Source organism: Peribacillus sp. FSL R5-0717 (genome assembly GCF_038002945.1).
In the GTDB taxonomy this organism is placed as follows: domain Bacteria; phylum Bacillota; class Bacilli; order Bacillales; family DSM-1321; genus Peribacillus; species Peribacillus frigoritolerans.
Map to the genome: position 1 here is coordinate 1434649 of NZ_JBBOOF010000001.1, position 12537 is coordinate 1447185.

12 protein-coding genes are annotated in these 12537 nt (G+C 40.3%); 3 read left to right on the forward strand and 9 right to left on the reverse strand.

The annotated features are described in order from the left end of the window. Nucleotides 1-237: 237 nt before the first annotated feature. The 3 genes from sspL to helD all read right to left on the reverse strand — a co-directional run bounded on the left by sspL (nt 238) and on the right by helD (nt 3062). Entirely contained in the window at nt 238-369 is a 132-nt protein-coding gene (gene sspL / locus NYE65_RS06965; protein WP_034304091.1) for a small, acid-soluble spore protein L, read from the reverse strand. Between the two features lie 33 nt (nt 370-402). Then, nucleotides 403-618, reverse strand: coding sequence for a hypothetical protein (locus tag NYE65_RS06970; RefSeq protein ID WP_034304092.1), 216 nt, complete (start codon nt 616-618; stop codon nt 403-405). A gap of 104 nt (nt 619-722) precedes the next feature. Continuing rightward, nucleotides 723-3062, reverse strand: coding sequence for an RNA polymerase recycling motor HelD (gene helD, locus NYE65_RS06975; protein WP_340860172.1), 2340 nt, complete (start codon nt 3060-3062; stop codon nt 723-725). A gap of 412 nt (nt 3063-3474) precedes the next feature. On the opposite strand from helD, the gene NYE65_RS06980 reads away from it, so the two are divergent. Then, nucleotides 3475-3732, forward strand: coding sequence for a zinc ribbon domain-containing protein (locus NYE65_RS06980; protein WP_057276990.1), 258 nt, complete (start codon nt 3475-3477; stop codon nt 3730-3732). A 423-nt stretch (nt 3733-4155) separates the two neighbouring features. On the opposite strand, the gene NYE65_RS06985 is transcribed toward NYE65_RS06980, so the two are convergent. Both NYE65_RS06985 and NYE65_RS06990 read right to left on the reverse strand, forming a co-directional pair. Beyond that, nucleotides 4156-5070, reverse strand: coding sequence for a response regulator (locus tag NYE65_RS06985; protein ID WP_340860174.1), 915 nt, complete (start codon nt 5068-5070; stop codon nt 4156-4158). Further along, complete coding sequence (locus tag NYE65_RS06990) at nt 5067-6338, reverse strand: ATP-binding protein (protein ID WP_340860175.1); 1272 nt, start codon at nt 6336-6338, stop codon at nt 5067-5069. Before NYE65_RS06990 ends, NYE65_RS06985 begins: the two co-directional genes overlap by 4 nt. A gap of 206 nt (nt 6339-6544) precedes the next feature. On the opposite strand from NYE65_RS06990, the gene NYE65_RS06995 reads away from it, so the two are divergent. Beyond that, entirely contained in the window at nt 6545-7816 is a 1272-nt protein-coding gene (locus NYE65_RS06995) for a cation:dicarboxylate symporter family transporter (RefSeq protein WP_340860177.1), read from the forward strand. Nucleotides 7817-8190: 374 nt separating this feature from the next. Here the strand turns inward: NYE65_RS06995 and NYE65_RS07000 are convergent, their stop codons facing one another. Beyond that, nucleotides 8191-9168, reverse strand: a complete 978-nt coding sequence (locus NYE65_RS07000) for a 2-hydroxyacid dehydrogenase (protein WP_328177112.1) — start codon at nt 9166-9168, stop codon at nt 8191-8193. Nucleotides 9169-9266: 98 nt separating this feature from the next. Continuing rightward, nucleotides 9267-10580: an Nramp family divalent metal transporter gene (locus tag NYE65_RS07005; RefSeq protein ID WP_053536195.1), complete on the reverse strand. Its 1314-nt coding sequence runs from the start codon at nt 10578-10580 to the stop codon at nt 9267-9269. Between the two features lie 435 nt (nt 10581-11015). On the opposite strand from NYE65_RS07005, the gene NYE65_RS07010 reads away from it, so the two are divergent. Continuing rightward, nucleotides 11016-11276, forward strand: a complete 261-nt coding sequence (locus NYE65_RS07010) for a hypothetical protein (protein ID WP_057276994.1) — start codon at nt 11016-11018, stop codon at nt 11274-11276. Between the two features lie 192 nt (nt 11277-11468). Here NYE65_RS07010 and NYE65_RS07015 read toward each other — a convergent pair whose 3' ends face one another. Further along, on the reverse strand, nt 11469-11738 hold the full coding sequence (locus tag NYE65_RS07015; protein WP_340860179.1) for an excalibur calcium-binding domain-containing protein: 270 nt from the start codon (nt 11736-11738) through the stop codon (nt 11469-11471). Nucleotides 11739-11894: 156 nt separating this feature from the next. Further along, entirely contained in the window at nt 11895-12452 is a 558-nt protein-coding gene (locus NYE65_RS07020; protein ID WP_328110604.1) for a competence protein ComK, read from the reverse strand. Nucleotides 12453-12537 lie beyond the last annotated feature (85 nt).

A 12537-nucleotide genomic window follows, 5' to 3' on the forward strand; every position in this document is an offset into this window, starting at 1 on the left:
AGTTCAGTCTTTCATATTAGCACAGCAGTATATGTATTTGGTATTTTTTTAACGGTAACCCCATCCTTTTATTCTTTCACATCCCGCTGCTTCAAAAACGTATGATTCATCGACAAAAAACGAGGAGCAAGGATTGGATTTTTAAGATGATTAATACCTTCTTTTAGATTGCAAAAGCCCCTCTCGACTAAGAGAAGGGCTTTAATAAAAGTATGACCTCATTTTTATCCAATACGTTTATTTTGTATTGGACTTTTTTGCCTTGTTTTCAAGATCGCTTTTAGGCTCGGTGGAGAATTCCACATCTTTTCCATGCCCCTGCGGGTTAACACTTGGAGCGATGCGACCTCTTCCTGTCTTTTTACTCATTTCCTTCACCTCCAAGTATGATGTTGGACGGATCTACTTTAAATTACGGGTGTAATTAAATGTATCTTTGTTCTGAGGAACATCAGGATCTTTTTTCCCGGCAGGCTGTACTGCTCTTCCTGTATTTCCGCTATAGCCTTCTTCCACGGGCCCTGGATAATGATAATGACCATCATTAACTGTTTGAATCGTTGATTCACCAGTCACCTGGCTTCCTCCCGTTTCCACCTGTTCTTTCTCGTTAGTCAATCCATCTCCTCCTTTTCTAAAGATTTTCTTTTATAGTATTTCGATAAAAGAGCAATAAAATGAAAGGAGAAAAAAGGAAGCACTAATAATGACTCCATTCTTTGTTATTTGGAGGTCAGAAGTAAACTCTCCGCTGCACTGTTTTTCAAGAATGGACTGGGTTCGCCAACCGTATAAATTTGCAAGTCATGCATAGCCCTGGTACATGCGGTGTAGAACAATCTACGCAGGCTCTCATCACCGTATGTTTGCATGGCTGCATCATAAATGATGACTGCATCGAATTCGATGCCTTTGGCTAAATAAGCCGGTATAACAACTACACCCTGTTCATATTCATTTGTGCCTTTCTGTACGAGTTTAATTTCACCGTGGGCATTAAGGGCATCGTATGCGGCGGCACTTTCGGCAGCAGATTTACAGATTATTGCGATTGTATTGTACTCACGGCTTTGAAAGTCTTTGACTTTAGACATGATCTCACGGTGCAGTTCATCACGGCTGGACACTTGAGTGAGTACAGGCTTCTCGCCTTCACGATTGAATGCCTTAATTCGATGGCCTTCTGGAATTAGTTCACGTGTGAATTCTATAATCTGCTTTGTGGATCTGTAGCTTTGATCCAAGGTTATGCTCTCGGTTTCATTTATCCCGTATAAACTGGTAAGAGTCTGGAAATCAACCCGTTCACTGGCATGGGCGAATATTGCCTGGTTAAAGTCACCGAGCACGGTCATCCTGGCATTAGGAAACAATCGTTTCAAGAACTCGAATTGAAATGGAGAATAATCCTGTGCTTCGTCTACAAGCACGTATTTTATAGCTGTATTCGACTGAAATCCTTGAATTAACTCCTTCAGCAGCAAAAATGGAGTCGCGTCTTCATAATACAGTTTACCTTCGTCCAGCATTTTTTGGGTTGATAAGCAAATTTCCCTTTCGGCAGGTGTTTCACCCTCATTCCACAGTTCGATCCGTATTTGTTCGTCAAAAAGTTGCTTGTATATGCCCTTAATATTGATAAAATGAAGTGCTTTTATCCGTTTGCGTAACGTCTTCAATTTCTTTCGAACAATCATACGCGCAAGCATTTTATTTTCCATCTCATAATCGTCAAAGGAATCTTCATCATGGCCGCGTTTTTTCTCTAAATAGGTGTATACCTTTTGGTAGTCTTCTTTGCTAAGATACTCGATTTCCTCCTCGACCCAAGGTTGTTTCAACTCAAACTTTTCCCTTTCATCAAGTAGCTCACATAACCACTCTTTCAGCTTTTCAATCCTATTGTGAAATCTTAATGTGGTGTCTGTGTTATAAAATCTTTCCGAGATTTGTTTAGCTGAGACGAGCGTTTCCCCTCGGAACTTTACCCCTCTAAAGATCATTCCGGATTGCTCCAGTGATTGTCTGTAGGTCTTGATGATTTCAAAGAAGCGAATGGATGCCTTAAATTGGATACTCGCTGTCCTGGTGCTATAGGAAGGATCCTCCGCTCCAGTCAGCAAATATTCCAGTTGCTCATAAGGATCCTCAACTTGAAACGATTCAGTCAGACGATGATCCAGATATTCCTGGAATGTTACCTGCTGCATATTCTCTTCGCCAAGTTCGGGCAACACATTGGATACGTAGTTATTAAACATGGAGTTAGGAGAGAATAAAATGATTTGATCGGCTTTCAGCCTTTCACGGTTCTTGTAGAGCAAGTAAGCAATCCGTTGAAGGGCAGCCGATGTCTTCCCGCTGCCAGCTGCACCTTGAACAATGAGCAGACGTCCGCGATCGTTCCGGATGATCCTATTTTGCTCACGTTGAATGGTGGACACGATACTGTGCATATGCTTATCCGTTCCCTTGCCCAGTACCTGCTGCAGGATCTCATCCCCAATGGTGAGATTCGTATCGAACATTGATTCGATAACGGCGCCCTTGATGGTGTATTGCCACTTGTTCTCCAGCATCCCCCGAATTACGCCTCCGGGAGTGGAGTATTCTACAGGACCGGGAGGATAGTCATAATAAACACTCGAAACCGGGGCCCTCCAATCGTAGATAATGAAGTTTTCTCCTGTTGCATCAGTAAGAGTGGAAGTCCCAATATAAATTTGTTCCGTAAGGGGAGACCCTTCTTCAGTGATATCAATCCGGCCGAAATAAGGCACTTCCTGCATGCGGCGCAGTGTTGACAGCCTCTTAAAGGCATATCTATGTGCGCCTTCGCTTTGTGACAAGTCTTGAGCCTGCTGCCTTAATCCAATGATGGTCTCGAGATAATCATCGAAAGTATCGATATTAACCTTGAGGTCATCCCAAAAGTGTTTACGGATATTAACAACTTCTTTTTTACGCTTTGAAGTTTCTCCTTCTATTTTGCTGATTTGTTTCGTGATTGTTTCTATCACCTCATTCAAACGTTCTTGCTCCTGCCGAATTTCATTGTTCATAACGGACACTCCTTTAAAAAATGAGAAATTAGGGGTTGACTAGAGGTGAGTTTTACCCTATACTTATAGTAAGGGGTAAACTGTTTTTATATATATTTAAATGCGTTTCTATACTAACTTATCATAAATTCCGAATGATATCAATGTATTTTGCACAACAGTTGCCATAATGAATCGTCATTTTAAACTTTAATTTAACATGTAAAGCCAGTAACCAGTCGAGCAATAGCTTGGCTGGTTATTTTTATGATTATTTGAAGGCCTAAAGCTTCGCCAGTCCCGCCTTTCATAAGAACTGCAACACCCACATCAACGTTTGATTCGTTTCGATGAGATGCGATTCATATTGTCTTGACTTAACTTTGTTTGTTAGATAATGTTTAGGATAAAACTTTTTGTAGGAGAAATTATCATGAAAAATTATAAAGCATGTCAGAGTTGTGGAATGCCGCTATCTAAAGATGAATTAGGTGGTGGAACTGAAAAAGATGGTAGGATAAGTACTAAATATTGCAGTCATTGTTATATAAATGGTGAATTCACTCAAAACATTACTGCGATAGAAATGCAAAAAGTTGTTCAAAATCATATGATGGAAAATATGAATATGCCTAAATTTATTGCTAAGTTTTTCACTAGAGGCATCCCAAAGTTAGAGCGATGGAATTAATCAACGAATAGAAAACGAATGAACTTCTTTATCCTTTTTCTATAGATTTGAAACAATACTGTTTATAAAAAAGGATGTTTTCACATACTTTGTTGCTATTTACCAGGTAGTGGGTTGTGGTTGATTTCCCCTCCAGATGCTCGCTTTCCGCGGGGCGGGCGGTGAGCCTCCTCGGCGTAAACGCCTGTGGGGTCTCACCTGTCCCGCTGCTCCCGCAGGAGTCTCGCACTTCCGCTCCAATCAACCTTAAATAGTTTCGTTTAAAAACAACAATCTTTACGAAAAGAGCCATAAAAAAATACGGGGGAAATAGCGATAAAGGCAAATCCCATATAAACGGATTTGCCTTTATGCTTCTTCCAACGAAAAATAAGAAAATGTTTTTGTGAATTTTCAATCTATTCCACTTGTGTTACTGGTTTATTATTTCATCATCTGCCTTGCTTCCATAAACAGCACTTGGATAAATTTTTTCATATTATTGCGGCTCTGACTGCTTACTTTTTTGCTTTTGTCTTCTAGCTCCAGCATTTTTTTTCGGACTTCCGAGAAATCAAAAAATGTGGATGAATAGGCCTCGAATTTTGGATTCATATAATCCGTCAATCCTAATGAAGCGATATGGATGAGTGCCTGGTTAAGAGCGCGACGGACACGCTGCTCGGAAGCTTTCATTTCTTTCTGGATTTCGGCTTCTTTCGCTTGATCTCCCAGCTTTTCAGCAGCAATCCCAGCAAAAATCTCCTTTAAATATGGAAACGAGTAGGCAGGACCGAGTCTTTGCTTTTCATTTTGGAGGAATCCTAAAATGTTTAATAAATCCTCGCTTCCCCCTTCGCCAATCATACCTAAATCAGAAATTAAGGACCGTCCGGCTTCCATGATATTTTTTGTATGAAAGGTTTTAGAAGACTTCGGGCGGTCCGTAAACACGTTCAACGACCTTTGAATGCCCTGGATCGATTGATCCACCAGTATTCGCTCGTTCACTTTATTTAATATGCATGAAATTTCAACTTGGTTCAGCGGTTTTGTAATGTAGTATTCCGCTCCTAATTTATACGCCTCACCAATCATTTCTTTCGTTTCCACTTGCGATATCATCACAAATCTTCCTTGAAATCCATCAGCAAGAGACCTGATTGTTTCAATTCCATCCCTTAATGGCATGAGCAAATCAATTAAGACAACGTCTGCTTTTTTTAAAAACAACAAGCCATTATTCACTAAAGCTCCGTCTTCTGCTTCTCCTACCACTTTGCCTAAATCTTCGTCTTCAATTATCTCTGTCAACATTCCTCGAATGGCAGGATCGTCATCTATAATGAAATAATTCATCTCGTTAGCCCTTTCTCCATAATAGCATCAATCGGAATTCCTACGATGAATACGGTTTCTTTATAGGTATCCATTAGCCTGATATGTCCTCCAAATTTTTCAACTGTTTGTTTCACATACGATAAGCCAATTCCCGTCGAAGGGTTTCCCGCCGCATCGAATTTCTTTGTATAACCTGCTGTAAAAATGATTTCCTTCTGCTTTGGCGCAATGCCGGGGCCATTATCACAGATGCAAAACTCCACGAATTGATCTTTCCTTTTCACATGCAGTGATACGTATCCTTCTTCTTCAATGGCTTCCACTGCATTGGCCAATAAATTATTTATTAATGATAATACCATATATACATGATAGGGGGGATGGTCATCATCTATATGCAAGGTAAATGTAATAACTTTGCGAAGGGACTCTGCATATCGTCTATTGGACACGATCATGATGTTACCAAGGTCTTCGATCTTCATATATTCCTGTAGGTTTTTGGATGACATAAGTTTCGAAAGCCCCGCATAAATCCGCTGGTTATCTTTTTTGATCTCATGCACGAGACCTGCAATCTGCAACGCAGTTTGCGCATGGCTTCCATTAGTCCCCCTTGTTTTTATCCGACGGTAAAAGTCATAACAAGTTCGGGTGATTTCTTCCGCATTTTGCATCGTTTTCTTCAGTTGAACCGATTCCTCATACAAACTTGAAATGAAAAGCAGCATTTGTTCCTTTTGAATGCGTTGCTCCGCTTCTGCGGATTTCGCTTCTCTCAGCTTTACTATATTAAAAAAGCCGAGAACGAAAAAGCTTCGAATAAAGGCGATTAAAACAAGTTGGTCAATGGCTAACAAGGGTGTGCCCTGATTCGCCAGGATGGATCGGATCGTCATCTCCGATACACTTGCAAAAAGCTCGATCAATACCCCTAAAAGCCCGATCATAAACGGCTGATCGTGCCGTTCGTTCAATTTCGTTTTATGAAAGGCCAACGCGTAAATGAAATAATAGAAAAAGGCGGGAACATGAAGATAGATCGCATCCTCAACGGATATGTCCGGTATCCCGACAGCCAGTGAAAAACGCAAAAAAAACACACTCACTCCCGTCACTATGCCTGCAATAATCGGGTGGATGCTCCTCCCCCATAGTAAAAACAAGAAGAAGACGGGGGTTCCCAAACTGACTCTGAATGTATCATCGAAGGGGTAAAACTTGAATTCGCCCGCAAGAGGCACCGCAATCATAATCAATAGCAATATCCTTATACTCTTTTTCAATACGGTCCCTCCCCAGTCACTATATTAAAAACATAACACATGAAAAGGTAAAAAAGTGAGAAGGGTTTTGACTGAAATTATTATTTTTTATGGCCCTTGTAAGTATCCGTAGGATTCAGTAGGTTCCAGTAGGATGATCATAAACTTGAAATAATCTAAAAATTGAAAGCGCTAACAACAGAACAACTATAAAAGGAGGAATTCAAATGAAAAGGTTTGGCTTAGCTACTCAAATTTTTGTTGCACTTGTACTAGGTATCGTTGTCGGTGCTTTATTCCATGGTAATGAAACAGTCATGGCCATTTTGGTACCTATCGGCGATATTTTCATTCATTTAATTAAAATGATCGTCATCCCAATCGTCATGGCTGCACTAGTCGTCTCCATAGCGGGAGTCGGCGATATAAAGAAACTGGGAAAATTAGGCGGGAAGACTCTTCTTTATTTCGAGATTGTCACCACAATTGCCATTGTTATTGGATTACTGGCGGCAAACTTGTTCCACCCAGGGTCTGGCTTAGATACAAGCAATCTTGAAAAAAGTGATATTTCAAAATATGAAGAAACGACAAATACCGCTGGCAGCAGTGGCTTTGGAGAAACAATTTCTCATATTGTTCCTTCAAATGTATTTGAATCAATGGCTCAAGCGGATTTATTACCGATTATCTTCTTTTCTGTTTTATTCGGCTTAGGTGTGGCTGCGATAGGCGAAAAAGGAAAGCCTATTCTTGGATTCTTTGAAGGTGTGTTGGAAGTAATGTTTTGGGTGACGAATCTAGTCATGAAATTTGCCCCCTTTGGTGTGTTTGCACTGATTGGTGTAACCGTTGCGAAATTCGGTATCTCAACATTAATTCCTTTAGGTAACCTAGTAATTGCTGTTTATGTGACGATGGTATTCTTTGTATTCGCCATTCTTGGAATTATAGCGAAAATGTCAGGGACAAGCATTTTTGTTATCCTGAAAGTGTTAAAGGATGAATTGATTTTGGCATTTACAACAGCAAGTTCAGAGTCGGTATTACCAAGACTTATGGACAAAATGGAGAAGTTTGGCTGCCCGAAATCCATTACTTCCTTTGTTATTCCAACAGGCTATACGTTTAATCTAGACGGCTCATCGATTTATCAAGCACTTGCTTCACTTTTCGTGGCACAAATGTATGGTATAGATTTATCCATTACAGAACAGATCACTTTGTTACTCGTATTGATGTTAACGTCAAAAGGAATGGCTGGCGTTCCAGGTGCCTCATTTGTTGTTGTTTTAACAACACTTGGTTCTATGGGACTGCCGGTGGAAGGTGTTGCGTTCATTGCCGGTATCGACCGAATTTTGGATATGGGAAGATCAGCGGTTAATGTCATTGGGAACTCATTGGCGGCGATTGTCATGTCGAAATGGGAAGGGGAATTTGACCAGGATAAAGCAAACCATTACGTTAATTCAATTAAACAATCAGACGTAGCATAAACTTATAAACGAGGAAACACGGTGTCAACAATCTAAATCAAGACAATCGTATTAAGAAAGACTTCTAGGGATCAAAACAAGTACCAGTGCATGCATATTATGTATCCAAACATTGCGTGCAGTCTCCGATTACAAGTTATTCTTACGCGATGACAAACCCAGGTATTTCTTGTGCTGAACTGTTTGATAGATCGTAGTTTCCGATTTTGATGAAATGGCAGATGTGGTTGATGAATAACAAAAGTCTGGGGAATTGATATAAAAGCCCTCCTTTATGGGAGGGCTTTTTGTTTTGCAGGATGAGTAATAATAATAATCCGAAACAAAAAAATGGATAGCCCCAATTAAGGCTATCCAGCTTAATTTATAAAAGATCACTTCACCTTTACGCCAGCTTTAATCAACGTAGGCGGAGTTTCGCCCTGTAATCCGGCGACAAGGTTTGTTGCGGCCAGCATCGCCATTTTCAGGCGGGTTTCATATGTTGCGGAACCGATATGAGGCAGAGTGACGACATTCTTCATGGAAAGCAGCGGGTTGTCTTCCTGGACGGGCTCCTGTACAAAGACATCCAGTCCTGCCGCGTGAATTTCTCCGGTCTTTAGCGCATCGATCAACGCTTCTTCATCCACTGTTTTCCCCCTTGAACAATTGATGAAGATGGCGGACTCTTTCATGAGCTTGAATTCTTTTTCCCCCATCATCTTTTCGGTTTGAGGAGTCAGCGGTGTCATTAAGCAGACAAAATCAGATTGCTTTAACAGATCTTCCAGAGAACAGTATGTAGCTCCATACTTTTGTTCCGCGTCTTCGTTTCTGGATCTGTTATGATATAAGATGTTCATATCGAACCCAAAACGTGCCCTTTTTGAAACGGCAGATCCGATTCCGCCCATTCCGATAATGCCTAATACTTTATGGTGGACGTCCAACCCAAACGATTTTTCTCCGATATTCGATGTCCATTGCCCTGACTTTACCATTTGATCCAACTCAGGCATTCTTCTCGCTGTGGAGAGCATCAAACCCATGATCGTATCGGCGACTGTCTCGTTCAATACCTCGGGAGTGTTCGTAGCCATGATTCCTCGATTGGACAACTCGGTTATATCCAAATTGTCGTAACCAACCGATGAATTACAGACGATTTTTAATTGCGGTGCTTGATCCAGTAAAGTTTTATCCACCTTTAATCCTGAACCTAATATACCTTGTACGTTCTTCAGCTCCTGATGAAATTCAGGATAGTTTTGTGAATCAAGACCCTCAAAATAAACGACATCACAAGTCTCTTGAATATAATCCAGCACCTTTTGATCCACTTTCTTATAGACGATTACTTTCGGTTTCATCATTGATACCTCACTTCCAATAAAGTAGGACCCCATCGGGTTCAAATGCTGACATAACCTTTTTTGTTTAACGCCTCTATCTATAATCTACCATTATTTTAAAAAAAGGTAGTAGCTAATTGAACGGCGGACCAAATCGCTAAAACTGAAGCTAACGTTAGAATAATATTTTCGAACCAATTGTTTTTATATTTTCCCATCAAGCTTTTTTTATTTGAAAGCACGAGCATGCCAATTGCGATTACCGGAAAGCCGATTATATTTATTGCATTTACGCCAATTGTCAATGCAATGAAACCAGGCATGCCGGGAATGGACCAAATAAGCGGCGTAACTAATACAAATATCATAATCCATTTAAACATTGGATCTTTTTCATATTTACCATTGTACTTTTCGCGTCGGTTTTTATTTATTACGTAAAAGGCATCTACTATCAATCTTGGAAAACCAGTTGATTTCCCTACTATACTCGCGAACAATACGCCAAATACCCCAAGATAAAAAATGTACCAGCCAAATTGTCCTAACGACATTTGTAATGCCATTGCCAAGTCATCAATCGTTTCCACATGAATTCCATTCGGTTTTAAAATTTCTGCCCCCACCACCCAAATGGCTAAATTAATCACAATGCAAACTCCGATGGCAAACAGTAAGTCATTTCTTTGAACCTTGACATGACTCGGCTTCGTCCAGCCCTTTTCCTTCATGAAATATGGATGTACAAAGTTCGAAATCGATCCTGCCACTGCACCGATAATTGAAATCGCCACCAATAATGCTCCATGAACGCCAGTATCACTTGGAATGCTAAAACCAACTGTTCCTTTAATGATTTGCCCCACATCCGGTGTAGCTTGAATGGCCAGGAACAAGAAGGCAATGGTCAATAATGCCAAAAGCACTTTCATTACACTTTCAATTCTATTATAAATATTCCTGCCAATAAGCATAAACACTAATCCTACAACTACCATTGAAGCTAAGAATGGCTGATTGACATGGAAGAGTGTCGATAATACCTCTCCCGCTCCCTTAATCATATAGGCATTAAACAGATGGCCCATGATTAATGCATAACCAAACATGAAATAACCGAAAAATGGGTGGATACGTCCATAGCCTTCAAGAATGGTTAAACCCTCTGTGTTACAAAGCTGGAACCGGGCAATAACATTAACGATAAGAAAACGAAGAATTAATGACAGAGCTAAAATCCACATTAAACTATATCCATAATCTGCACCGGCAACAGAAGAAGTCACCAGATCCCCGGCGCCAAGCCACGTTAACACGGCAAGAATCCCTGGACCATAGGCGGTTTTAAACTTCGTGAAGAAATTTGTTTTCTTACTTTCGACCTCCGGAGCAATCACAGTGGATTCAGCAAGATTTGATTGATTTTTCAAGTTATTCACTCCATTCCAAAGAGTATGTATTCGCTTTCATTTTTTCTAAAGCAATAATACTTAGATAACTCTAGACATTCAGATATTGAAAGTATGACGGAACTTTACGTCATTTCCGGAATTGACATAAAGTTAACGCGCAGTATGTTGTCATGCTTCATGTTGAAGTGAATTAGCTCTTAAGTAAGTTCTCCTTCCATTTGATTGAATCTTTCGACTATTTACATTGAAATTGTAAGACAAATTAAAATGTAAGTCAATCATAATATTTAGAAGTTTTTTTAAAGCATAAAAAAGACCCTTCGTACTTGTTGATCATTCAAGGGAAATTGGCGTTGCTGCAAATTGAGGAAAACAGGATAAATAAAGGATAAAGTACAGCGTGCGAATAGATTAATGCCATCAGCGGATAATATAAGCGAAGGAGTGAAATATATGCCACAAGATAATAACAATGATCCAAATAATACTGCCGGGAACCTTGATGCTCGTAGAGACCCTAATAATGATAGTTTGAACCCTGGGTTTCAAAGAGAAGAACGTCCTATGCCTAATGGTAATATCCCAACAACAGAGGGTGTCGCAAATGTTAAAGAACGTTTTCCTTCGGACCATGAAAGACTTATGAGCAGAATCAATCTTGGGGATGCACTTATAAATCGGGAAAATACACATTTTGGACGGTTTGAAAGATAACCCACGAGAAAAAAGCTAAAAACCTGTTTAGGCTTTAGCTTCCGTTTTTTTAGTTTTGTACAAAAATGAACTTTCCTCTCAGGCACTTGCTTTCCGCAGGAGTCTCTCACACCCGCTCCAATCAATATGGAACACGTTTTATCTACAAAAATTAAAAGAGACCTTCCTATAAAAGGTCTCTTTTAATAATCCTTATTTTTCACAAGCGATAAAGTCTTTGTCGCGATCGCTTTTTTTATTGGCATCATAAAGCGCCTTTGAAACGTGAGGCTTGTATTTCGTTTTTCCTCCTTTATTTTTAACGGAGGATGTACGGGCTACGCCTCCTTTGTAGTCTTTATTCAATGCTGTACAGTTTTTATAAGTCTTCACCTTTGTTTTGGCGCTGGCAACGTCATTTGCGCCAAACGAGAGACCTAAAACTAGTCCAAAAGATAGTAAAATGGCAAATGTTCGTTGCAAAATACGTACTTCCTTCCCTAAATATTAACATTTACTAATCATAATGTATCATTCCATTTTTTACAATAACTATTTTTCTGGATGTTAAATAATACCCGCTCTCACTTGATCCACGCCTAAGAAAAGACCGCCAATTCAGCGGTCTCATGGATTATATTATTCCTTTCCTTTCACCCTGTAATGGACCTCCCCAGGTTCTTTGCAAAAGGTGATTCCGCTTCCCGGTTCGTAATAAAAGGTCTTTTTACCCAATGAGCGTTCATGGAAGGTCGTATGCAGATAGGCTGCTTGATCCCTTTTGAAGGCGAGCTGATTTTTGCTTAAGTTTACTGGTAGGCAATGACCGTAGTTTGTGTGGACTAGTGTTTCCTTTTCGTTCATTTCCTCTAAGTCACGAATGTGGATGTAGGAAAACCAGACTCCTCCTCTTTTCCGGAATGAGCGGGAGGAGAACCAGACCATCCCCAGTTGGGCGTTTATGCAGACGGGCAGTCTGTATTTACCGCCCAGTACGGATTTGGCTGCTGCTAGTCCGCCATCCAGATCCAATCCAAAGTGGTTTAACGTGTTATTCAGGATTTCCTGGCGCGGTTGCCTAACATGGAAAGTGCCGTCTCCCTCCACTACCGTAGTCATCTCGACACCATTGGCGTCGTATCGCTCCATCATTCCTACCGTTTCCATATTCAATAAATAGTTTTTTCGTATCATCATTCCATTCACTCCCCATTTCACTATTCCTTTTTATGGAGTATACTGGACATAGAGGCAGGTATACTCCTGCTCGCAAGCCCTTAGG

Bases quoted from the DNA above. Each gene is read 5' to 3' on its own strand.
- NYE65_RS06980 (WP_057276990.1), top strand. From the start codon at position 3,475: ATGAAAAATTATAAAGCATGTCAGAGTTGTGGAATGCCGCTATCTAAA.
- NYE65_RS06995 (WP_340860177.1), top strand. From the start codon at position 6,545: ATGAAAAGGTTTGGCTTAGCTACTCAAATTTTTGTTGCACTTGTACTA.
- NYE65_RS07010 (WP_057276994.1), top strand. From the start codon at position 11,016: ATGCCACAAGATAATAACAATGATCCAAATAATACTGCCGGGAACCTT.
- NYE65_RS07000 (WP_328177112.1), bottom strand. From the start codon at position 9,168: ATGAAACCGAAAGTAATCGTCTATAAGAAAGTGGATCAAAAGGTGCTG.
- NYE65_RS06985 (WP_340860174.1), bottom strand. From the start codon at position 5,070: ATGAATTATTTCATTATAGATGACGATCCTGCCATTCGAGGAATGTTG.
- NYE65_RS07020 (WP_328110604.1), bottom strand. From the start codon at position 12,452: ATGATGATACGAAAAAACTATTTATTGAATATGGAAACGGTAGGAATG.
- sspL (WP_034304091.1), bottom strand. From the start codon at position 369: ATGAGTAAAAAGACAGGAAGAGGTCGCATCGCTCCAAGTGTTAACCCG.
- helD (WP_340860172.1), bottom strand. From the start codon at position 3,062: ATGAACAATGAAATTCGGCAGGAGCAAGAACGTTTGAATGAGGTGATA.